General features: G+C 71.5%; 19 protein-coding genes. 9 read left to right on the top strand and 10 right to left on the bottom strand.

Annotation, left to right across the window (positions count from 1 at the left end):
* Positions 1–765: 765 nt before the first annotated feature.
* Together RM788_RS27975 and RM788_RS27970 are read left to right on the top strand one after the other, a co-directional pair.
* Positions 766–2,535: an ABC transporter ATP-binding protein gene (locus RM788_RS27975; protein WP_315920517.1), complete on the top strand. Its 1,770-nt coding sequence runs from the start codon at positions 766–768 to the stop codon at positions 2,533–2,535.
* Positions 2,532–4,376: an ABC transporter ATP-binding protein gene (locus tag RM788_RS27970; RefSeq protein ID WP_315920515.1), complete on the top strand. Its 1,845-nt coding sequence runs from the start codon at positions 2,532–2,534 to the stop codon at positions 4,374–4,376. The genes RM788_RS27975 and RM788_RS27970 overlap by 4 nt, the downstream gene beginning before the upstream one ends.
* Before the next feature lie 261 nt (positions 4,377–4,637).
* On the opposite strand, the gene RM788_RS27965 is transcribed toward RM788_RS27970, so the two are convergent.
* Complete coding sequence (locus RM788_RS27965; protein ID WP_315920513.1) at positions 4,638–4,916, bottom strand: hypothetical protein; 279 nt, start codon at positions 4,914–4,916, stop codon at positions 4,638–4,640.
* A gap of 93 nt (positions 4,917–5,009) precedes the next feature.
* Between RM788_RS27965 and RM788_RS27960 the strand changes: the two genes are divergently transcribed.
* Positions 5,010–5,582, top strand: coding sequence for a DUF6939 family protein (locus RM788_RS27960; RefSeq protein ID WP_315920511.1), 573 nt, complete (start codon positions 5,010–5,012; stop codon positions 5,580–5,582).
* On the opposite strand, the gene RM788_RS27955 is transcribed toward RM788_RS27960, so the two are convergent.
* Both RM788_RS27955 and RM788_RS27950 read right to left on the bottom strand, forming a co-directional pair.
* A complete protein-coding gene (locus RM788_RS27955; RefSeq protein ID WP_315920509.1) occupies positions 5,563–6,201 on the bottom strand; it encodes a DUF2537 domain-containing protein in 639 nt (212 codons plus the stop codon). The two genes, RM788_RS27960 and RM788_RS27955, sit on opposite strands and share 20 nt — an antisense overlap.
* Positions 6,202–6,259: 58 nt before the next feature.
* Positions 6,260–7,045 carry a TrmH family RNA methyltransferase gene (locus RM788_RS27950; RefSeq protein ID WP_315920507.1) on the bottom strand — a complete coding sequence of 262 codons (786 nt, stop codon included), beginning with the start codon at positions 7,043–7,045 and terminating at the stop codon, positions 6,260–6,262.
* 204 nt (positions 7,046–7,249) lie between these two features.
* Between RM788_RS27950 and RM788_RS27945 the strand changes: the two genes are divergently transcribed.
* Positions 7,250–8,746, top strand: a complete 1,497-nt coding sequence (locus RM788_RS27945) for a glutamate-cysteine ligase family protein (protein ID WP_315920505.1) — start codon at positions 7,250–7,252, stop codon at positions 8,744–8,746.
* A gap of 145 nt (positions 8,747–8,891) precedes the next feature.
* Here the strand turns inward: RM788_RS27945 and RM788_RS27940 are convergent, their stop codons facing one another.
* Together RM788_RS27940 and RM788_RS27935 are read right to left on the bottom strand one after the other, a co-directional pair.
* Positions 8,892–9,302 carry a hypothetical protein gene (locus RM788_RS27940; RefSeq protein ID WP_106185452.1) on the bottom strand — a complete coding sequence of 137 codons (411 nt, stop codon included), beginning with the start codon at positions 9,300–9,302 and terminating at the stop codon, positions 8,892–8,894.
* Positions 9,303–9,306: 4 nt separating this feature from the next.
* A complete protein-coding gene (locus RM788_RS27935) occupies positions 9,307–10,956 on the bottom strand; it encodes an ABC-F family ATP-binding cassette domain-containing protein (protein WP_315920503.1) in 1,650 nt (549 codons plus the stop codon).
* Positions 10,957–11,083: 127 nt separating this feature from the next.
* Here RM788_RS27935 and RM788_RS27930 point away from each other — a divergent pair, with 127 nt between their 5' ends.
* Positions 11,084–11,713 (top strand): superoxide dismutase, encoded by a 630-nt coding sequence (locus tag RM788_RS27930; protein ID WP_315920501.1) that lies wholly within the window; start codon positions 11,084–11,086, stop codon positions 11,711–11,713.
* A 304-nt stretch (positions 11,714–12,017) separates the two neighbouring features.
* Here RM788_RS27930 and RM788_RS27925 read toward each other — a convergent pair whose 3' ends face one another.
* From RM788_RS27925 to RM788_RS27915, 3 genes are all read right to left on the bottom strand, one after another.
* Entirely contained in the window at positions 12,018–13,256 is a 1,239-nt protein-coding gene (locus RM788_RS27925) for an MFS transporter (protein ID WP_315920499.1), read from the bottom strand.
* Between the two features lie 81 nt (positions 13,257–13,337).
* Positions 13,338–13,787, bottom strand: coding sequence for a MarR family winged helix-turn-helix transcriptional regulator (locus tag RM788_RS27920; RefSeq protein ID WP_315920497.1), 450 nt, complete (start codon positions 13,785–13,787; stop codon positions 13,338–13,340).
* 40 nt (positions 13,788–13,827) lie between these two features.
* A complete protein-coding gene (locus RM788_RS27915) occupies positions 13,828–15,309 on the bottom strand; it encodes an NCS2 family permease (RefSeq protein WP_315920495.1) in 1,482 nt (493 codons plus the stop codon).
* Between the two features lie 77 nt (positions 15,310–15,386).
* Here RM788_RS27915 and RM788_RS27910 point away from each other — a divergent pair, with 77 nt between their 5' ends.
* Positions 15,387–15,653, top strand: coding sequence for a DUF2530 domain-containing protein (locus tag RM788_RS27910; RefSeq protein ID WP_315920493.1), 267 nt, complete (start codon positions 15,387–15,389; stop codon positions 15,651–15,653).
* On the opposite strand, the gene RM788_RS27905 is transcribed toward RM788_RS27910, so the two are convergent.
* On the bottom strand, positions 15,654–18,533 hold the full coding sequence (locus tag RM788_RS27905; protein WP_315920491.1) for a sacsin N-terminal ATP-binding-like domain-containing protein: 2,880 nt from the start codon (positions 18,531–18,533) through the stop codon (positions 15,654–15,656).
* Positions 18,530–19,300, bottom strand: coding sequence for a DUF3027 domain-containing protein (locus RM788_RS27900; protein WP_315920489.1), 771 nt, complete (start codon positions 19,298–19,300; stop codon positions 18,530–18,532). The genes RM788_RS27905 and RM788_RS27900 overlap by 4 nt, the downstream gene beginning before the upstream one ends.
* A 57-nt stretch (positions 19,301–19,357) precedes the next feature.
* Here RM788_RS27900 and RM788_RS27895 point away from each other — a divergent pair, with 57 nt between their 5' ends.
* From RM788_RS27895 to RM788_RS27885, 3 genes are all read left to right on the top strand, one after another.
* Positions 19,358–20,137, top strand: a complete 780-nt coding sequence (locus tag RM788_RS27895) for a glutaminyl-peptide cyclotransferase (RefSeq protein ID WP_315920487.1) — start codon at positions 19,358–19,360, stop codon at positions 20,135–20,137.
* A 76-nt stretch (positions 20,138–20,213) separates the two neighbouring features.
* Positions 20,214–21,995 carry an MFS transporter gene (locus RM788_RS27890; protein WP_315920485.1) on the top strand — a complete coding sequence of 594 codons (1,782 nt, stop codon included), beginning with the start codon at positions 20,214–20,216 and terminating at the stop codon, positions 21,993–21,995.
* 19 nt (positions 21,996–22,014) lie between these two features.
* Entirely contained in the window at positions 22,015–22,503 is a 489-nt protein-coding gene (locus RM788_RS27885; protein ID WP_315920483.1) for a DUF2771 family protein, read from the top strand.

Here is a 22,503-nt window from a genome sequence, read left to right as displayed (position 1 = left end):
AAAAACCACGCCCCACATCGGCGCAGCCGGCCACCAGCATCCGGCGCGGAGCGCCCGCCGCCCTACCGACGCGCAGCAAGGTGCCCTAGTCAGGCGCAGCCTGATACCCCGACGGCGCAGCCGCCCCCTCGCACCCGGCGCGGAGCGCCCACCGCCTCGCCGACGCGCAGCAAGGTGCCCTGGTCAGGCGCAGCCTGATGCCCTACCGACGCGCAGCGAGGTGCCCTGAACCGGCACAGCCGACACAAGCGGAGCCAAACCTCCCCCTGCCCCCGATACACAGCGCCCTCCTGCACAACCACCGTTTGTCAAGACATCTTTCCCGCCTTGACAAACGGTGGTTGTGCATTGAGACAATCGCGCGCCGGGGGCCGGGCTCCGCTCTTTCCCCGACCCCCGACCCCCCACCCCCACCCCACCCCTCAAACCGGCACCAAATCCAACAACCCCACATCCCACCCCTCCCCCGAACACAGCTCCTCCGCCTCCCCCCGACTGATCGACCGCGCCCCCGCCGCGGTCCTCCCCACCCGATCCCACCCATCCGGCGCCAGCACGTGCAGCTCCCCACCCCGCAGCGCCAACAACCTCCCCCTCGGGAACGCCATGCTCGCCTCAGTCCTCAAATACCGAACTTCAACACCGCTCATCACCGCTTGACCTCCAGCTTGGTCGAACTCGCACACTCGGGTCGGGGAAAAACCGGATGCCGAGTGTCGGTCCACCTTCGTACTGTCAGGGGTGGATCGGAGGGGGACCTACCTCGTGAAGGACCAAAGTACTTCTACGGCCGCCGCCCTGCGCAGGCTGTGGCCGTACATCAGACCTGTCCGCAAACCTCTGCTGCTCAGCATGTCCGCCACTTTCGGGGCGATGCTGTGCGGTCTCGGCATTCCGCTGATCACCCAACGGATCGTGGACGGCCCGATCGCCCATCGCGATCTGTCGGCCCTTCCCTGGCTCGTGCTGCTCGTCGGTGTGCTCGGTTGCACCGAGGCGGCTCTCTTCTACACGCGGCGCAGGCTGATCGCCCGTCCCGCGGCGCAGGTCGAGGCGCATCTGCGCGCGGACATCTACCGGAAGCTCCAGCGGCTCCCGGTGTCCTTCCACGACCGCTACCAGTCCGGTCAGCTGCTGTCGCGCGCGTCCACGGACGTCGGCACGGTGCGGCGCTGGGTCGCGTTCGCGGTGATCTTCCTGGTGGTCAACACCTCGATCGTCGTCGTCGGCATCGGGGTGCTGTTCTGGCTGGCGCCCGCGCTGGGGGTCGTGGCGCTCTGCTACACGTTGCCGCTGGTCCTGATGTCGTACCTGTTCGAGTCGAAGTTCAAGGTCGTGGCCAGGCGGGCGCAGGACCAGGCGGGCGACCTGACCACCAGGGTCGAGGAGTCGGTGCTCGGCATCCGGGTGCTCAAGGCGTTCGGCCGCGGTCCGGAGCTGACCAGGCGGTTCGCCGCCGAGGCGCGTGAGCTGCGGAACACCGAGCTGGCCAAGTTCAAGATCTTCGCGCTGCTCTGGGCGGTGCTGATCGTGCTGCCCGAACTGGGCATCGCGGGGCAGCTGGCGATCGGCTCGATCGGCATCGCCGACGGCACGACCACGATCGGCACGCTGGTCGCCGCCATCGCGGTGAGCGCGTACCTGCGCTGGCCGGTCGACTCGATCGGCTGGCTGCTGGCCGAGACGAACCAGACTTCGGCGGCGACCGAGCGCATCTTCGAGGTGCTCGACGCGCCGATCACGATCACCGACCCCGAGTCGCCGGTGCCGCTGGCCACCCCGGTGGTCGGGCACGTGCGGTTCGAGGACGTGCGCTTCGCCTATCCGGGCGCGGACCGCGAGGTGCTGCGCGGCATCGACCTCGACCTGCGGCCGGGCGAGACGGTGGCGCTGGTCGGGGCCACCGGGTCGGGCAAGACGACGCTGACGGCGCTCGTGCCGCGGCTGTACGACGTGACGTCGGGGCGGGTGACGATCGACGGGGTCGACGTGCGCGACCTGAGCCTGGACGCGTTGCGGGGAGCGATCGGCGCCGCGTTCGAGGAGCCGGTGCTGTTCTCCGCGAGCGTGCGGGAGAACGTGGCGCTCGGCAGCGCGGACGTGGACGACTCCAGGGTCCGCCAGGCGCTGCGGGTGGCCAAGGCGGAGGAGTTCGTCGAGGCGCTGCCGTGGGGTCTGGAGACGCGGATCGGCGAGCAGGGCATGTCCCTGTCCGGCGGTCAGCGGCAGCGGCTCGCGCTGGCGCGCGCGGTCGTCGGCCACCCGGCGGTGCTGGTGCTGGACGACCCGCTGTCCGCGCTGGACGTGCACACCGAGGCCGAGGTGGAGGGCGCGCTGCGGCGCGTGCTGCACGGCGTGACGGCGCTGGTCGTCGCGCACCGGCCGAGCACGGTGCAGCTGGCGGACCGGGTCGCGATGCTGGTCGACGGCCGGATCGCGGCGACCGGCACGCACCGGGAACTGCTGGCGGACAACGCGGAGTACCGCAGGCTGCTGTCCACGATGGAGGAGGAAGAGGAGGTGGTGGCGCGATGAGCACGGGCAACACGGCGGTTGCCGACTCCGAGGAGGAGTGGCGCGGCGTCGCCTCCGAGGACATCGACGAACTCGACTACAGCACGGGCCTGAAGCTCCAGGCCCGGTCGCGGAGGCTGCTCGGGTCGCTGCTGCGCCCGCACGCCCTGCCCGCGGCGCTGGCGCTGGCGATCGTGGTGCTGGAGAACCTGGCGAACCTCGCCGGGCCGCTGATCATCGCCGCGGCGATCGACCGCGGTGTGCCCGCGGCCGTCGGCGGCGACCCGGCGGTGCTGGCCTGGTGCGTCGGCGCGTACGCGGGCACCGGCCTGCTGGCGACGGTCATGCGGTACTCGTTCGTCCGGCTCACCGGCCGGGTCGGCCAGGACCTGCTGCTCGACCTGCGCGTCCGGGTGTTCCGGCACGTGCAGGCGCTATCGCTCGGCTTCCACGAGAAGTACACCTCCGGCAAGGTGATCGCGCGGCTGACCAGCGACGTGGACGCGTTGCAGGACCTGCTCGAAGAGGGCCTGGACGGGCTGTTCACGTCGTTGCTGTCGGTCATCGGCATCTCCGTCGTGCTGCTGTACCTCGACGTGCCGCTGGCGCTGGTCGTGCTGTTCGGGTTCGTGCCGCTGCTGCTGCTCGTGCGGTGGTTCCGGCGGCGGTCGACGACCGCGTACCGGGGCACCCGCGGCGCCATCGCGAAGATCATCGTGCAGTTCGTCGAGACGATGAACGGCATCCGCGCGGTCCAGGCGTTCCGCCGCGAGGACCGCAACGAGAAGATCATCGGCGAGCTGAACGGCCGGTTCCGCGACGCGAACACCGACGCGTTCCGGGTGATGGCCGCGTTCACCGCCCTGGTGCGGCTGATCGGCAACGTGTCGCTCGCGGTCGTCATCGCGTTCGGCGCGTGGCGGGTCGCCGACGGCCACCTGGAGGTGGGCGCCCTAGCGGCGTTCACCCTGTACCTGCGGCGGTTCTACGACCCGTTCGACGAGATCGCGATGTTCACCAACGCGTACTCGGCGGCGCAGGCGGCGCTGGAGAAGATCTCCGGCGTGCTGGAGGAGAAGCCTTCGGTGCCGGAGCCGGAACGGCCCACCCCGCTGGCGCACGCGCGCGGGGACGTCCGGTTCGCCGCCGTGGACTTCCGGTACTCGGCGGAGACGGCGCTGGTGCTGCCGACGTTCGACCTGCACGTGCCCGCCGGGCAGACGGTGGCGCTGGTGGGGGCCACCGGGGCCGGGAAGACGACGCTGGCGAAGCTGGTGGCCCGGTTCTACGACCCGACCCGCGGGGCCGTCCGCCTGGACGACGTCGACCTGCGGGAGCTGGCGGACGTCGACCTGCGTCGAGCCGTGGTGATGGTGACGCAGGAGAACTTCCTGTTCGCGGGTTCGGTGGCGGACAACATCGCCCTGGCGAAGCCTGGTGCCTCCCGCGCGGAGGTGGAAGCCGCCGCGGCGGGGGTGGGGGCGCACGAGTTCATCGCCGCGTTGCCGCAGGGGTACGACACGGACGTGCGCAAGCGCGGTGGCCGGTTGTCGGCCGGGCAGCGGCAGATGATCGCGTTCGCACGCGCGTTCCTGGCCGATCCGGCGGTGCTGGTGCTGGACGAGGCGACGTCGAGCCTGGACGTCCCGACCGAACGGGCGGTGCAGGCGGCGCTGGAAACCGTGCTGGCCGACCGGACCGCGTTCATCATCGCCCACCGGCTGTCGACCGTGATGATCGCCGACCGCGTCCTGGTGGTCGACGGCGGCCGGATCGTCGAGGACGGCACACCGGCCGACCTGATCGGCGAGGACGGCCACTTCGCCAGCCTGCACAACGCCTGGACCGACTCACTGGCGTAGCGCCCCGGTCGTGGTGGAAGCCTTGGTACGCCAAGGCTTCCACCACAACCACTTCGGACCCGTTGGTGACACCCGCCCACCACATCGACGAACGCACCCACCTCCGCTAACCCCCCGCGAGTCGAACCCCCAGACACCCCGTGTCGAACACTCAGACACCCCGAGTCGAACGTTCGGACACCACTGCGACGACCGGTCCCGTGAAAGCGCAGTAGAACGGCCCCGCCGAACGCCACACCAGGAGCACCCGATTCGTGCCCGTCACTCGTCCGGGATGAGTTCGCCCACGGTGACGCGGAAGTGGAAGGTCGACGTGCGGCCGTCGACGATGACGAGGTAGGAGTTCTCGTCGGTGCGCAGCACCTTCCTGGACTTCTCCGACCACGGGTACGCGGGGGCGTAGTTGCGGGCCAGGCGCATGGCTTCGGCCTGGGCGGTGGGCAGGTCGCCCGCGGGGGTGGCTTGGGACATCGTCCACTCGCGACCGTCGCCCATGCCGCGGTTCTCCTCGATGGCGACCCACCAGGTGCCGTTCTCCATGTCCGTGGGACGTCCGGCGGCCGGTGGTGGTTCCGGCCGCGAAAAATGTCGTACCCCGCCGGCACCCTGAACCCACTACGAGAGGGGGCGTGCGTGGCGGTGCACGTGGTGAGCAGGCGGCGCGGGGCGGTCGGGATCGCGAAGGCGCATCCGGGGGCGGTGGTGGTGGACGTGACGTCGAAGGGGCCGCTGCCGTGGGTGCGGTTGAGTCCGTTCTTCCCGCACGGGGGCATCCCGTTGCCGTTGAGCCCGGGGATGACCGGTGAGTCGGTGGAGGGGATCTGGCAGGCGTTGAAGGTGTTCGACGCCGCCGATGTCGACCTGGGCAAGCTGCGGGTGACGTCCATGGGCGGGCTGAAGCGGACGGTGCGGCGGTTCGGGGCCGTGCGGGGGCACCGGGCCGGGGTGGAGGGCGGGGAGCTGTTGGCCTACGAGGTCGCGCGGCGGCGGATCTACCTGCCCGCGTACCGGTGGGTGCTGGAGAACCGGGTCGGCGCCGAGCTCGACGAGCTGCGGGCGCTGGACGGGCGGCAGGACGTGGTGCTGCTGGACTACACGACCAACGGGGACGTGGCCGATCTGTCGTCGCCGTTGTCGCACGCCGCGCTGGTGCGGCGGTGGCTGGAGGACGACTGGCCGGAGGAGGTCATGGTTCCAGCAGGGTGAGGATCAGGGCGATCCAGGCGAGGACGACGCCGGTGGTGACGCCGTAGGCGACCCAGCGCCAGACGGGGGTCTTGCGGGCCAGCCACACGGACGGGGCGATGCCGCCGACGACGAGGACGTTGGCGATCAGCGCGAGCCAGCGGTTGGTCTCGCCGAGGCCGAGGGAGAGCGTGACGACCATGAAGCCCACGACCGCGCCGCTGAACACGCTGACGGTCAGGCCGGTGCCCCACGGGGTGGGCTCGGCGGGCTCCTCCGGTGCGGGCTCGGGTTCCGGGGTCGGGGTCTCGACGGGAATGCGGGGGCGCGGGCGGACGCCGGACTGGGAGGCGTCGACGAGGTGGCGTTCACCGGTGACGGGGTCGGCGAAGGCGACCTGGACGCCCATGTCGGCGGCCAGGCGGCCCGCGAGCTGGCGGCCCCGCCTGGTGACGAGGGCGCCCGCGGCGCCGTCGGCGGGGGCGTCGGTGCGCAGCACGGCTTCGGCGACCTTGGCCCACTCGTGCAGCGCTTCGGCGAGGCCGGCGCCGAGCGGAAGGGTGTGCGGATCCACTTCCAGCTCACCCGCTTCGCTCTCACCCGCCAGCACGGCGCGGCCTGCCTGGACACGCAACTCCACGAACGCCCCCTCCGAAATCACCGTTTCCGGGGATGAACGTAGCGTGCCCAACGATGTTTCAGGCGATCGCGTAGAACACCACGGCCGCCGCGGTCGCCACGTTGAGGGAGTCGACGCCGTCCGCCATGGGGATGCGCACGGCCACGTCGGCCGACGAGATGGCCTCCTCGGTCAGTCCCGGCCCCTCCGAACCGAGCAGCACGGCGACCCGCGAACCCCGCAGCCCGGCGTCCGCCAACCCGACCGATCCGGCCCGCGGGGTGAGCGCGACGATCCGGAAACCCTTGGCGCGCAGCATGTCCAGCCCACCGGGCCACGAGTCGAGGGACGCGAACGGGACTCGCAACACGTGCCCCATCGACACCCGGACGCTGCGCCGGTACAGCGGGTCGCTGCAACCGGGCCCGAGGAGCACGCCGTCGACGCCCAGCGCGGCGGCGTTGCGGAAGATCGACCCCAGGTTCTCGTGGTCCCCCACGCCTTCCAGCACCGCGAGCCGCTTCGCGCCGTCGGCGATGTCGGCGGCGGACGGCTGCACGGCCCGGTCGGCGGCGGCGAGCACACCCCGGTTGAGGTGGAATCCGACGACCTCCGCCATCACCTCGGCCGACGCCACGTAGGCGGGGGCCGGGAGGTCCCCCAGCGCCTCGACGCGCCTGCGCACACCGAGGAACCCGCGCACCGGGAACGGCGACGCGAGCAGCCGTTCGACCACGACCACGCCCTCCGCGATCACCAACCCCCGACCACCGGGCCGGTCCGGTCGGCGATCGGCCGTGGACAGGTCCCGGAAGTCGTCCAGCCGCGGGTCGTCCGGGTCTGCGATCTCGATCACTTCGGCCACCCGGAAAGTCTCGCACTCCCGCCATGTGAGCGTTGCTCGTAGTCCAGAGGGCTCAATGCGCAAGCCTCCAACCAGCACTTCCTCGCTGATTGTTACGGCCACGTGACAGAGAGCACCGATTTGGACGCTGGCGGGCCCCTCAGCGCTGTGTCACGGTTGGCGCTCCGCTCCGCCGCCGGAGCAGCACGATCGAGGGGAGGCGGCATGGGCAGGGATGTGACCGGCCGCGCGTACACCAGAGAGGATCGCCAGCGGTACCGGGAGAAGCTCCAGCGGTGCCTCGAGGCATTGGCGACGATGTTGGCGGAGGACAGCTTCTCGTTCCCCCGCAGGCAGATGGGCCTGGAGATCGAACTGGCCCTCGTCGACGACGCGTTGAGACCGGCCATGGCGAACGCCGAAGTGCTGGAGAAGATCGACGACCCCTCCTTCACCCTCGAACTCGGCCAGCAGAACCTGGAGATCAACGTCCCGCCGCGCGAGCTGGCCGGTGACGAGACCCTTGGCCTGGAACAGGATCTGCGCGCGTCGTTGAGCGCGGCGGACGCCAAGGCGCGGGACGCGGGCGCGAACCTGGTCATGATCGGGGTGCTGCCGACGTTGCGGCACGAGCACTTCGACCTGCGGTGGCTGTCGAACAGCTCGCGCTACAAGGTGCTGAACGACCGGATCTTCGCGGCGCGCGGCGAGGAGACCGTGCTGCACATGGAGGGCTCGCCGCTGGCGGGCCACGGCCCGGAACGGCTGCTGAGCTACCAGGAGTCGATCCTGCCGGAGGCGGCCTGCACGTCGGTGCAGCTGCACCTCCAGGTGGCGCCTGCCGACTTCGCCGCGCACTGGAACGCGGCCCAGTGCATCGCGGGCGTGCAGGTGGCTATCGCCGCGAACTCCCCGTTCCTGCTGGGCAGAGCCCTGTGGCACGAGACGCGCATCCCGCTGTTCCTCCAGGCGACCGACACCCGGTCCGAGGAGCTGAAGAACCAGGGCGTGCGGCCGAGGGTGTGGTTCGGCGAGCGGTGGATCACGTCGATCTTCGACCTGTTCGAGGAGAACGCCCGCTACTTCCCCGCGCTGCTGCCGGAGACCGACGACGAGAACCCCGTCGAACTCCTCGAAGCCGGTATCACCCCCGAGCTGACCGAGCTGCGCCTGCACAACGGCACGATCTGGCGGTGGAACCGGCCGGTGTACGACGTGGTCGACGGCGTGCCGCACCTGCGGATCGAGAACCGGGTGCTGCCCGCTGGTCCGACGGTGCTGGACACCATCGCCAACGCGGCGTTCTTCTACGGCACCCAGCGGGCGCTGGTCGACCAGGATCGTCCACTGTGGACGCGGATGTCGTTCCACGCGGCCGAGGAGAACCTGTACACCGGCGCGCGGCACGGGATGGGCGCCCAGCTGTACTGGCCGGGCATCGGCTGGGTGCCGCCGGACGAACTGGTGCTGCGCAGGCTGCTGCCGATGGCGCACGACGGGTTGCGCGCGTGCGGCGTCTCCGACGAGGCCCGCGAGCGGTACCTGGGCGTGATCGAGCAGCGCTGCCTGACCCGCCGCACGGGCTCGTCTTGGCAGCGCGACACCGTGGTGCGGCTGGAGGAGCGCGGAGCCGACCGCGGCACCGCGCTGACCGGCATGCTCAGGCGGTACGTCGACCTGATGCACGAGGGCGAGCCCGTGCACACCTGGCCGGTCGACTAGGGCGTCCCGTTCGACGGGAGTCGCGCCTGAGGCGGCGCGGGCGAATGGCTCGCGGGCCGTCCGGCCGTGCCACGGGGGCCGCGTCAGGCCCGGCTGCCGTGCAGGAAAAAGGCCCCTGGCCCGGTAGGAGGGTCGCCCCCGCCGGTCAGCGGCGGCGACCCGACTTCAGGGGGGCGACGTCCGCGCCGTCGTGCGAACTGCGGCAGTCGTCCGGCGTCACGGCCTCGACCGCGAGGGTCAGCATCCCCTTCACGCCGGTGTAGATGGACTCCCCGCAGGAGGCCAGCGACGTGTGCACGCGGTTGGAGTCGGAGAAGTCGCGCTCGTCCTTGACGCGCTTCTTGCCCGCCTCCTCCGGCTTGGTGGCGCTGCGGAGGTTCACCTCCAGCCAGGCCGCGACCTCGGCGGGGGTGCTCAGCACCTCTTCCGGGGTGCGCTCCAGTCTTTCCTGCCGAGGGGAGGCGTGGTCGAGGGACGTGTGCTCGACGTAGGCGTGCCAGTGCGTGTTGCGCATGGACCAGGTCTGTTCGACAGGCCAGTCCTCCTCGGTGCTCATCCCCTTATCTTGCACCCTTGGCGGGCGGGGTGGCCAACAGCCCGCGGACGTCGAGCTCGCGGTCGACCGCGACCGCTTCCGCGAGCCGCCGATCGTGCGTCACCAGCAACAACGTGCCCTCGTACGTGGCGAGCGCCTGTTCCAGCTGGTGGATGGCCGCGAGGTCGAGGTGGTTGGTCGGCTCGTCGAGCACCAGGCACGTCGTGCCCCTGGCCTGCAACAACGCCAGCCCGGCACGGGTGCGCTCGCCCGGCGACAGGGTCCTGGCGGCCCGCAGCACGGTGTCCGCGCCGACCCGGAACTTCGCCAGCAGCGTCCGCGCCTCCACCCGTTCCAGGCCGGTCGCCGACACGACGACGTCCAGCGCGGACCGGTCGGTGTCGAACTCCTCGCGCAGCTGGTCGACCTCGCCCACCACGACCGTCGAGCCCTCGCCGCGCTCGCCGGACAGCAGCGGGATCCGGCCGAGCAGCGCTGCCAGCAGGGTCGACTTGCCCGATCCGTTCGGCCCGGTGATCCGCCAGCGCTCCCCCGCGCCGATGGCCAGGTCGATCGGCCCCAGCGTCACGTCGCCGCGGCTCACCACGGCCTGCCGCAACGTGAAGGCGATCCGGCTCCCCCGGCCCGCGCTGGGCAGGGTGAGCCGCAGTTCCCACGCCTCGCGCGGTTCCTCGACCTCCTCCAGCCGTTCCAGCGCGCGGTCCACAATGGACGCCTTGGCCGCGGTGGCCTGCGACCGCTGCTTCTCCCGGTGCTTGATGTTCTTGTCGTTCTCGTTCGACTTCGCCACGTTCCGCACGCCCGCGCGGGACCACTCGCGGGTCAGCCGCGACCGCTCGGTCAGCGACTCGCGCTTCGCCGCGTACGCCTCGTACTCCTCGCGGGCCCGGCGCTCGGCGGCGGACTTCTCCTCCAGGTAGGCGTCCCAGCCGCCGCGGAACAGCGACGCGGTGCGGGTGAACTCGTCTAGTTCGACGATCGCCGTCGCCGTGCGGGCGAGGAACTCCCGGTCGTGGCTGACCAGCACGATCGCCGCCCGGCTCGCCGAGACGTGCGCCTCCAGCAGCGCCAGCCCGTCGGTGTCCAGGTCGTTGGTCGGCTCGTCGAGCAGCAGCGCGTCCGCCCGCGTGAGCAGCACGGCCGCCAGCCGCAGCCGGGCGGACTGGCCGCCGGACAGCTCGTGCGCGGTGCGCCGGTCGAGCAGGTCCGCGTCGAGGCCGAGCCGGTCGCACACCGCGTCCGCGCGCTCCTCGAAGTCGCCCGCGCCGATGGTCGTCCAGCGGTCGAACGCCGCCGAGTAGCGGTCCTCCGCCCCGGCGACGCCCTCGGACAGCTCGACGCCCGCGCGTTCGAACAGCGCGTTCGCCTCCGCGACCCCCGTCCGCCGCGCCAGGTGCTCCCTCAACGACTCGCCGGGCCGCGGCCGGGTCTCCTGCGTGAGGTGCGCCACGACGGCCGACGCCGGATGCCGGACGACCACGCCCTCATCCGGTGCCAGCTCGCCCGCGAGCACCCGCAGCAGGGTCGACTTGCCCACCCCGTTCGGCGCGATCAGCCCTGCGCGTTCGCCTGCGGCGACATCGAGATCAACCTCCGAGAGCACGGTCCGGGGACCGAAGGACAGCGTGACTCCGCGAGCTGCCAGGACGGACACACCGCTGACCGTCGCAGGCCGCCCGCTCGCGGGCAACCGGATTTCACCCGCCCCACCCTCGCCCTGACGGCTTAATGCCAGTAGGTTGCAACTAAGAAGATGTTGCAAGAGGTTGAGGAGAGCGTCGATGGCCCCGTACGTGCTGCCGGATCTGGATTACGACTACGCCGATCTGGAGCCCGCGATCATCGGCGAGATCAACGAGCTGCACCACGGCAAGCACCACGCCGCCTACGTGAAGGGCGCGAACGACACGATCGAGCGGATCGACGAGGCCCGCGACCAGGAGGACCTCGGCTCGATCGTCGGCCTGGAGACGACCCTCGCGTTCCACCTCGCCGGACACGCGCTGCACCAGGTGTGGTGGAAGAACCTCAGCCCGGACGGCGGCGACAAGCCGGTCGGCGAACTGGCCGCCGCGGTCGACGAGTTCTTCGGCTCGTTCGACGGGCTCCGCCTCCAGCTCAACGCCGCCGCCGGCTCCATCCAGGGCTCCGGCTGGGGCGTTCTCGCCTGGGAACCGGTCGGACGGCGGCTGGTCACCCTCCAGCTGAAGGACCACCACTCGAACCTGTCGATCGCGACGACGCCGCTGCTCGCGTTCGACATCTGGGAGCACGCGTACTACCTCCAGTACCGCAACCTGAAGACCGACTACATCAGCGCGCTGTGGAACATCGTGAACTGGACCGACGTCAACGCCCGCTTCGAAGCGGCGCGCGCCGGGCGGAACGGGCTGCTGCTGCCCACCGCGTGACCCCCTGATCCCGGCAGTGGATGCTCCGACAAGCCGAGCTGCCGGACAGCGCCGAGGCGCCGCCACCCGTGCGGCGCCTCGGCGTTCTGCCGTACCGGGCCGGCGATCCCGGACGCACGACGAGGCCCCGCCCACCGGTGGTACGACCGGCGAGCGGGGCCTCGTCTGTTCCCGAACTGACTGCCACTCCCACCACGAAGTGACAAGACTTAGGTTAGCCTAAGCTCCATTGCTTGGGAAGTGGGCAACACGAAAGTGTGCGGAAAAAAGTTCGTTCCCGCACGTCGGAGCCTTGCTCGAGGGGTTACGCCCGGCGGGCGCGGACCGGGAACCTCGGCAGCACCAGGCCACCGCGGCGGATCAGCACGACGTAGCCGACCAGCGCCGTGACGACGGAGATGACGCCGCCGGCCACGAGCGGGGCGCGACCGGTGTACTGCTCGGCCAGCCAGCCCATCACCGGGCCGCCCAGCGGGGTGCCGCCGAGGAACACAAGCATGTAGAGGCCCATCACGCGGCCGCGCATGGCGGGCGCGACGGACATCTGCACGGTGGCGTTGGCCGTGGTCGTGAAGGTCATCATCGCGATGCCGACGGGGATCAGCACCAGGCCGACGGTGATCAGGTTCGGCATCAGACCCGCCGCGACCTCCAGGAAGCCGAACGCCAGCGCGCCGCCGATCAGCAGCCCCAGCCGGGGCTTCCCGCGCGTGCTGCGCTTGGCCGCCAGCGTGGCGCCCGCGAGCGTGCCGACGGCCAGCATCGTCGTCAGCAGGCCGTAGGCGTCCGCGTTGCCGCCGAACACGTTGCGCGCCATGACGGCGAGCGTGAGGAAGAAGTTCAGGCCGAACGTGGAGATGAAGAAGACCAGCGACAGCAGGATCACCAGGTCCGGGCGGCCCTTCACGTACCGCAGCCCCTCGACCAGCTGGCCGCGCTCGCGGGGCACCGGGTCGGAGCGGCGCAGCTGGGCGACGTCCATCAGCAGCAGGCCGCCGATCACCGCGACGAACGACGCCGCGTTGATCAGGAACATCCAGCCGGTGCCGATGATCGTGATGCCGACGCCCGCCACCGCGGGGCCGACCATGCGGGCCAGGTTGAACGTCATCGAGTTGAGCGCGACCGCGTTCGGCAGCTGGTCGCGGCCGACCATCTCGATCACGAACGACTGCCGCACGGGGGTCTCCACCGCGGACACGCAGCCGAGCAGCAGGCACAGCAGGTACACGTGCCAGAGCTGCGCGAGCCCCGTGACGTCCAGCAGTCCCAACGTCAGCGCGCACAGCGCGAGGCCGCTTTCCAGCACCAGCAGGAGCCTGCGCTTGTCCATCCGGTCGGCGAGCACACCCGCGTAGAGGGAGAACACCAGCGTGGGGGCGAACTGCAGGGCCGCCGCGATGCCGAGCGCGACGGCGCTGCCGTGGGACAGTTCGAGCACCAGCCAGTCCTGCGCGACGCGCTGCATCCACACGCCGATCAGGGAAACGACCTGGCCGGAGGCGTAGTAGCGGTAGTTGCGGACCTTCAGGGAGCCGAACATGGTGCTGCGCTTGGGCGGGGGTAGCGCGACGTCCCGATCGACCCGATCCGATTCGCCACCACCCGCGTAAGCCGGCACCCGTTACTGCCCCGCCATCCTGTCGATGATCTCCGCCGAGCGGGAGAGGATTTCCCGCTCTTCCGACGTCAGCTCGGCCAACCGCTTGTCGAGCCAGGCTTCCCTGGCGCCGACCTCTTCGTTCACGAACGCGAGACCCGACTCGCTGAGCTGCACGATGGCCTGGCGGCCGTCGGTCGGGTGGGGCCTGCGCGTCGCGTAGCCGAACTCCTCCAGCGCCGCGATCACCCTGGTCATCGACGGCGGCTGGACGCCTTCCTTGGCGGCCAGCTCACCGGGGGTCAGCGGTCCGCACTTGTGCAGCGTGGACAGCGCGGACACCTGGGTCAGCGAGATCGACGAGTTGGTGCGCTGGGCGCGGAGCCTGCGGTTCAGCCGGACCACGGCGAGCCGAAGCCTGCTCGCCAGTCCCTGCTCACCCGCGGTGTCCGCCACGTAGTTAGCATACCTCACGATCTCGCTCCCCGTTCCGCCCGTGTGACCGAATCGGACATCAGGCCCCGAACGCGGCGCGGATCGGTCTGATGGCGAAGTAGACGGTGAACGCCGCGGCGACCACCCACATCAGCGGGTGCACGCTGCGCGCACGCCCGGTCAGCGCCCTCAGGAGGACGTAGCTGACGAAGCCCGCGCCGATGCCGTTGGCGATGGAGTACGTGAACGGCATCACCACGATGGTGAGGAACGCGGGCAGCGCGATCGAGAAGTCGCCGAAGTCGATCTCCTTGACCTGCATCATCATCAGGGCCCCGACCACCACCAGCGCGGGCGCGGCGGCCTCGACCGGCACGACCTCGTAGAGCGGCGTCAGGAACATCGCGGCGATGAACAGCAGCCCCGTCACCACGTTCGCCAGCCCGGTCCGGGCGCCCTCGGCGATGCCGGACGCGGACTCGATGTAGACGGTGTTCGACGAGGACGACGCCGCACCGCCCGCCACCGCGCCGAGACCGTCGACGAACAGCGCCTTGTTGACGCTCGGCAGCTGCCCCTCCGCGTCGATCAGGTTCGCTTCCTTGCCCAGCCCGGTCATCGTGCCGACGGTGTCGAAGAAGTCGGTCAGCACCAACGTGAACACCAGCAGTGCGGCGGTGATCGCCGGGATCCTGGTCCACGCGCCGAACGACACGTCGCCGACGAGCGACAGGTCCGGCAGGCTGAAGACCTCGCTGGGCAGCGCTGGGTAGCCGAGGTTCCAGCCCAGCGGGTTCACGCCCTTGGACGGTCCCGCGTGCACGATCGCCTCGATCACGATGGACAGCACGGTCGCCGACAGGACGCCGATCAGGATCGCGCCCTTCACCTTGCGGGCGAACAGGATGCCGGTGACGAGCAGCCCGACCACGAACACCAGCGTCGGCCACGACGCGATCGACCCGTTGATCCCGAGCCCGACCGGCACCGTGGTCCCCGCCGCGTCCGGCAGCCTGCGCACGAACCCCGCGTCGACCAGGCCGATGAAGCAGATGAACAGGCCGATGCCCACCGCGATGGCGGCCTTCAGCTCGTTCGGCACCGCGTTGAACACCGCCTGCCGCACCCCGGTCACCACCAGCAGCAGCACGACGAGCCCGTTCACCAGCACCAGCCCCATGGCTTCCGGCCAGGTCATCTGCGGCACGATCGTCACCGCCACGAACGTGTTGATCCCCAGCCCCGTCGCCATCGCGAACGGCAGGTTCGCGACCAGCCCGAACAGGATCGTCATCACACCCGCGACCAGCGCCGTCACCGCCGCCACCTGCGACACCGGCAGGATCGCCCCGAGCACGTCCTTCTTCGCCCCCGCGTCGTCGGGCGCGAAACTGCCCAGGATCAACGGGTTCAGCACCACGATGTACGCCATCGTCACGAACGTGACCAGCCCACCCCGCAACTCCCGCGCGACCGTGGACCCCCGTTCGGAGATCTTGAAGAACCCGTCCAGCTTCGAAGGCGGCGTCGCCGAGGCCGGCGTCGTCTGCTCAATGGCCATCTCTACCCCAATCGGTACCCGGACCGGTGCGCGATCAGCGTGCCCGATCCTTGTTTCCGGGAGGTAGCCTGCCTGACGTGGCCGAACAGTCCGAACACGACTCGCTGCCGAGTCCTCCCCCACTACCCCGCCGCCTGTCCGACCCGGTGCCGGCGATCGTGGGCGGCACCGCGCTGTGGACGATCGCCTTCGTGGTCTTCCTCATCATCGACCCCGACGACGCCGTCTGGACCTGGGCCAGCTTCACCGGCGCGGTCCTGGGCGTCATGGGCTACGGCGTGTTCACCTGGCAACGCCGAGCCGCCCGCCGCGGCTCCCGAGGCGCACAAACCGGCACGCAGTAGCTACCCCAGCAGGGTGATCGGGGTCGGGTCGGTGATCAGGGCGGCGAAGGTGTGCCGGTCCACCCATCGGCCGCTGGTCCACGCCAAGGCGCGGGCAAGTCCCTCCGGGGTGTCCACGGCGTGCGCGACGCCGTCGACGACCCACCAGGCGACCTCGTGCTCAGCACCGTCCACGGCCACCCGCAGCTCGTCGTGCACCACGACGGAGCCGTCGGGCAGGTCCACGCCGAGCAGGTCGCACGCCAGCCGCACCGCGCCCAGCTCGTGCCACGCCACCTCATCGCCCTCGCCGGTCACCACCCCCGCGACCTCCTCCGACGCCAACGGCAGCGCCAGCAGCTCGGCCAACGCCTCGGCCCCGCCGTCCGCCGCCAGCACCCCCTCCGGCGGCAGCACCCCGAGCAACCAGGGCAGGTCCAGCACCACCACGTCATCAGCGGCCGCAGCGGCCCCCGTCAGCACCCGCACCCGATCCGGCGGACTGATCCCCCCGGAATCCAGCAGGTGCGCCACCTCGGCCAACGCCGCGTGCGCCTTGAACACCAGCGCGTCGGCAGGCGTCCGCTCCGGATCCCCCAGCCGCCGGAGCAGGTCCCGCACGTCGTCATCCCCGCGCACGTCCAGTTCGGTCCGCACCCCGACCGCGACCAGCACGTGCTCCGGCAGCCCCACCTCGGGCACCACGTCGTACAACCCCGCCAGCGACTCCGCCGAAGCCAGCCGCCAGTCGCACAGCGGCACGCCCTCCAGCGTCGCGTACTGCGACAGCCACCACCCGGTGTACCCGTCCGGCTCCTGCACCGCCCGCCACGCCACCGGGTCGGCCGCCAACATCCTCAACGCCGCGGGCCAGGCGTCACGCGACACCAGGTCCAGGTCCCGGATCCCGACCACCCGCCGAGGCGGCTCCGCGGCCGCCGCCCACCAGTACCCCTCGTCGGCCAGGTCGTGGTCGGGCTCGGTCGGATCGTCGTCCACCACGACCGTGAACCCGTCGATCACACCGATCGCCGTCAGCACCGACCGCGGCCACGCCTCGGCCGTCTTCTTGTCCAGCACCCCGATCGGCGCGTCCGACTCCAGCACGTCCAGCAGCGCCGAGTCCGGCAGCACCAGCTCGTCGGCCCGCCGCCACTCCCCGGAGGCGTCCGGCAGCACCAGCTCCGCCAGCCACGGCCGATCCCCGGCACGCATCCCCGACCGGTCCACCAGCCGCAGCACGGCGCGCACGAGGTCGTGCCCGTCCATGCCCGCGTCGATCTCGTCGGCGCTGCGGTGCACGGCCTCGCGGATGGCGTCGGAGTCGAGCAGCTCGACCGGCCCGGCCTCGACCGCGCCGAGGCGGACCAGCAGCGGGTGCACGGCCTCGGGGTGCGCGATCCGCAGCCCGGACACGTCGACCCCGGCCAGCAGGTCGAGGGTTTCCTGGTCGGTCTCCAGCAGCAGCACGCCGCGCGGGCTCGTGACGATCCGGCCGTCGGCCAGCGGGACCGGCAGGCCGCCCAGCTCCTCGCGGGCCGTCGAGTCGACCTCCGCGATCGGGTCCAGTTCGGCGTAGAGGCGCCGCCACCAGTCCGGGTCGCCGCCCAGGCCCGCCAGCGCGTCGACCACTTCGCGCATGCCCAGCCTGCGGACCTCCAGCGCCGCCAGCGCCTTCGCGTGCTCCGGCAGCGTCAGCTCCGCGTCGAGCAGGCCGGGGATCACGTCCTCCAGCAGCTCGACCAGTTCCTCGGAGCCCGCGTCGAGCACCTTCGCCTTCGCGGGCGAGGCCCACTCGCCGCTGGCCAGCGGCAGCCATTCGGCCGTGCGCAACGCCTTCAGCACACCGTCGCGCAGCACACCGTCCACTTCGGACAGCGGGAAGCCGGGCAGCGGGACCAGCGCGGTGCGCTGCACGGCGGGCAACTTCGCGACCAGCGCCGGGTAGTGCGCGGCGGCCTCGGCCAGCACGGTGTCCACGGCCGCGCCGGGCTGCACGCGCCTGCGCGACGGCTCGACCGGCAGCGTGGCCAGCAGCCGCGCGGGCAGCGACAGGCGTTCGTCGGTGGGGGTGGGCGCGTGCAGCACCTCGTCGGTCAGCACGCCGTCGGACGGCCACGCCCAGCAGATCGCCCACTGCGGCCGGGTCTCGACACCGGCCACCAGCTCCGCGGGCAGTTCTCCGGAGACGCGGTGCAGGATCCAGCGGGTCGCGGAGTCCGGGCCGTGCAGGACGACGACGTCGTCGCTGACGTCCTCGCGCGTCCACACCCGGTCCGCGACCTCGATGCGGCGCAGGCCGGGCAGCGCCAGCAGCAGGTCGCCCGCCTGGTCGGCGAACTCCGCCAGCAGCGCGGCGCCGTCCACCTTCAGCGGCAGCCGGACCTCGGTGGCGAACCCCTCGGGCACGTCGGTCTCGTCGCTCGGCCACACCAGCCGCAGCACGGGCACGTCGCCACCGCGCTGCTCGGCCAGCTCGGGCGTCGCGGCGCGGGTGCGCTCGGCGGAGAACGCGACCGCGCCGGTCGTCGACACCACCCTCGGCTCGTCGGACACCGCCAGCACGGCCGCGAAGCCGACGCCGAACTGGCCGATGGTGCCGCTGTTCTTGGTCGACGCGCGCAGCGACGCGAGCGCCGTCACACCGGCGGCGTCCAGCGGCACGCCGGTGTTCGCCGCGCGCAGCTCACCGTCCACAACGGACAGTCGCAGCGTGCCGAGTTCCACACCGGCGGCGTCGGAGGCGTTCTGCGCCAGCTCGACGAGCAGCCGGTCGCGGTAGCCGCCGAGGCGCAGGTCCTCCTCGGCGTTGGCGTCCTCGCGGAACCTGGTCGGCGAACCGCGCCACGCGGCGAGCACCGAGTCGCGCAGCGCCTCGGTACCGAAGGGGTCCTGGCTCACTGCTCGTTGGTCTCGTTGGGCTCCACGTCGAGCTGGGCGTCGTCGTAGACGACGTCCGACACCGGGATGCCCACGCTCATGTCGATCTCGACCTCGGAGTGCGCGCCGCAGCCGTACTCCACGTGCACCACGCGGCCGTCGGCAGGCGTCAGCTCGTTCGCGCACACGCCGAACGCGGCGCCGAGCGAGCCCTTGACCTGGAGGTAGAAGCCGCAGGAGCCGCACGTGGCGGGCGCGCTGCGGGCCATGTCGCTCAGCGGGCCGAAGTCGCCACCGTGCCAGCGGTCGGCGGCGTCGAGCCTGCCGTTGCGGCCCAGCACGCGCACCCGGCCGAGGCCGATCTCCCGCGAGATCTCCTCGATCGCCGGGTCCTCGGACTCCAGGTACCCCGGCACGAGCCTCGGGTCGTCCTGCCTGGTCGGCATGAGGTCGCCCACACCGAGGTCGCCCGCGCGGACCCGCTGGTCCCACGGCACCCAGTCCGGCGCGACCAGCGCCTCGTTGCCGGGCAGCAGCACGACCTCGCTCACCGAGAGCGGCGTGCCCTGCCCGGCGAACGCGACCGTGACGGCCCAGTTCCAGCCGTGGTAGCCGGCGTGGTTGGCCTCGAAGAGGTGGGTGACCGAGACCTCGTCCTCACCGAGCACACCGACGTGCGCACCGATGCGTTCCGACCCGGCTTCCTCCTGCGCGGCGGCGCGGGCGAGTTCGACGGCTTCGGAATCGGCGAGCACCGGCTGCGGCTGCTGAGTGGGCGTTGGGGTCACGGGTGAATTGTGCCGCACGACTACACAGCCGCGTGCACACGTGTCACCCTTCTGGACGTGCGGAGGCTCGTGGTGTTGGCCGGATTGGTCCTTGTCGGCGCGTGCACGGCCCCGCCGACCCCCTCCGGAGGGACCTCCGGAAGCCCGTCGGGCACACCCCCGAAGGTCGAGGTGCTGGCCACGACGCCGCACGACACCGGCGCGTTCACCGAGGGCCTGGAACTGGTCGACGGCGACCTCTACGAGGGAACCGGCCTGGAGGGCGAGTCCCAGCTGCGCCGGGTCGACCCCGCCACCGGTGCCGTCGAGCAGGAGATCGACCTCGCCCCCGACCTGTTCGGCGAGGGCATCACGGTCGTCGGGGACCGGATCTGGCAGATCACCTACCGCAACGGCCTGGCGATCCTGCGGGACCGCGCGTCGTTCGCCGAGGTGAAGCGCACCACGTACAACGGCGAGGGCTGGGGCCTCTGCCACGACGGCGAGCGCCTGGTCATGAGCGACGGCAGCGCGAAGCTGGCGTTCCGCGACCCGGCGAGCTTCGCCAAGACCGGCGAGGTCTCCGTCACCGAGGACGGCAGGCCGCTGGAGATGATCAACGAGCTGGAGTGCGTCGGCGACGCCGTGTGGGCCAACGTGTGGCAGACCGACAAGATCGTCCGGATCGACCCCGCCAGCGGGAAGGTCACCGCGACCTTCGACGCGAGCGCGCTGCGGCCGGAGGGCGTGCCGAAGAGCGACGTGCTGAACGGGATCGCGGCCGTGCCGGGCACCGACGAGTTCCTGGTGACGGGCAAGAACTGGCCCAGCGTGTTCCGGGTGCGGTTCACGGGGTGACCCGGAGCGGGTGATTCACACCCCGACCTGGGCTCGTTCGCGCACGGCGCGCGCTCTCGTGAGGCAGGATTGGGGAGTGACGCGCCCCGGTTCGGACGACCCGCACGGCACCCCGCGTGCCCGGCGCGGCTGGAGCGGCGGCCGCAAGTCCCGCCGGGAGCCGGAGCAGACCCAGGGCATCTCCCAGTGGCCTCCGGGCCCACCGCCCCAGCAGGCCCCTCCGCCGCGCCGGGAACCCCCGCGCCAGGAGCCCCCGCGCCGGACGCCACCCCAGCAGCAGCAGCCACCGCAGGAACCGCCGAAGCGGTACCCGTGGGAGGACGACGACTACCGCCCCCGGCAGGCTCCCGAGGCGCGCTTCGACTTCGAACGCCCCTCCCGCGTGCGCCCGACCCGCCCGTACCCGACCGGTGAGCCGCCGGAGCGCGACCGGCCGAGGCCGGACCGGACGGGGCAGCGCGGCGACGACGTGCCGGCGTCCGAGCAGGCGACCACGCCGACGCTGCCGAAGAAGCTGACCGTGACCAGGGTCGCGGTGTTCCGCGGCAGGCAGATCGGGCAGCGGGCCGTGTCCGCGTTCCGGAGGGCCGCGCACGCCGACGGCGCCCAGAAGTCCGGTCTGACCGCGCTCACCTACGCGGTGATGCTCAACTACGCGGCCGACGCCGCCATGGCCGTGGCGCTGGCGAACACCCTGTTCTTCTCCGCCGCCACCGGCGAGAGCCAGGGCAAGGTCGCCCTCTACCTGCTGATCACCGTCGCCCCGTTCGCGCTGATCGCCCCGGTGATCGGCCCGGCGCTGGACCGCATCCAGCGCGGCAGGCGGATCGCGCTGGCGGCCGCGTGCGTGCTGCGGGTGTTCCTGTCGATCGTCATGGCGCTGCACTTCGACGACTGGGGCCTGTACCCGGCGGCGCTGGGCAGCATGGTGCTGTCCAAGTCGTTCACCGTGCTCAAGTCCGCGATCACCCCCAGGGTGCTGCCGCCGGAGATCACGCTGTCCAAGACCAACGCCCGCATGACCGTCTTCGGCCTGGCCGCGGGTGGTGTGTTCGGCGCGGTCGCGGCCGGGTTCGCCCAGCTCTTCGACTCACCGGGCGCGCTCTGGTTCACCGCCGCGCTGAGCCTGGCCAACGGCTGGCTGTGCCTGCGCATCCCCGCGCGGGTCGAGGTCACCGAGGGCGAGGTGCCCACCTCGTTGGGCGCCAACCCGTCCAAGCCGAAGCGCCAGCCGTTGGGCCGCCACGTCGTGGTGTCGCTGTGGGGCAACGGCAGCATCCGCATGCTCACCGGTTTCCTCACCCTGTTCGCCGCGTTCGTCGTGCGCGCCCAGACCGAGGGCGACGCGGGCAAGCAGCTCCTGCTCCTCGGCGTGATCGCCGCCGCGGCGGGCATCGGCAGCTTCCTCGGCAACGCCGTCGGCGCCCGCCTGCACTTCGGCAACCCCGACCAGGTCGTCGTCCTCTGCCTCGGCGCGGGCCTCGCCGTCGCCGTCCTCGCCGCCGTGCTGCCCGGCCTCGCGACCGCGGCCGTCGTCGGCCTCGTCGGCGCCACCGCCAGCGGTCTGGCGAAGATCAGCCTCGACGCCGTCATCCAGGCCGACCTCCCCGAGGAGTCCCGCGCCTCCGCCTTCGGCCGCTCGGAGACCATCCTCCAGCTCACCTGGGTCTTCGGCGGCGCGCTGGGCGTCCTGCTGCCCGCCACCTACTGGATCGGCTTCACCGTCCTGTCGGTCCTGCTGGCCGCGGGCCTCGCCCAGACGGTCATGTGCCTGCGCGGCACCTCCCTGATCCCCGGCCTCGGCGGCGACCGCCCCGAGCACCCGAACGCGGTGCACCCCACCAAGCCCATCGGGTAGCTGCGTAAAGTCGCCCGACGTGCGCCGAGTCAAGACCGTGCTGGCCAGTACCGCCCTGCTCCTGGCGGCCGGGTGCTCCGCACCCCCGCCACCCGAGGTCACGTTCTACTCGTCGGGCAGGACCGTCAACGTCCCGCCCACCCAGTACTGCGACCTGGAGTCGGAGGACTGCGCCATCGACACGAGGGCAGCGGGCGTGCTGCGCGTGCCGCCGGGCAAGCCGGTGCAGATCTCCGTGGGCGGCGACATCGCCGACTCGGCGTGGTCGGTGAAGTTCACCTACCGCAACGCGCGCGGGGAACAGCAGGAACCCTTGCGCAGCAAGCTCTTCACCAACGCCGAACCCCAGTACGCCTACACCCTCCGACTGCCGGGCCCCGACGACCAGCTGGAGAGCGTCGAGGTCCAGCAGTTCGGCAAGCGCGTGCAGATCGACGAGACCGGTCAGATCCAGTTCGTCGCGAGGGGCACCTGGGTGCTGTCGGTGGACGACCGCGCGAAGAGCTGA

The sequence above is a fragment of the Umezawaea sp. Da 62-37 genome (genome assembly GCF_032460545.1).
Classification (GTDB): Bacteria; Actinomycetota; Actinomycetes; order Mycobacteriales; family Pseudonocardiaceae; genus Umezawaea.
Note: the sequence above shows the minus strand (reverse complement) of the source record. Positions and strands in the feature narration are given on the sequence as shown.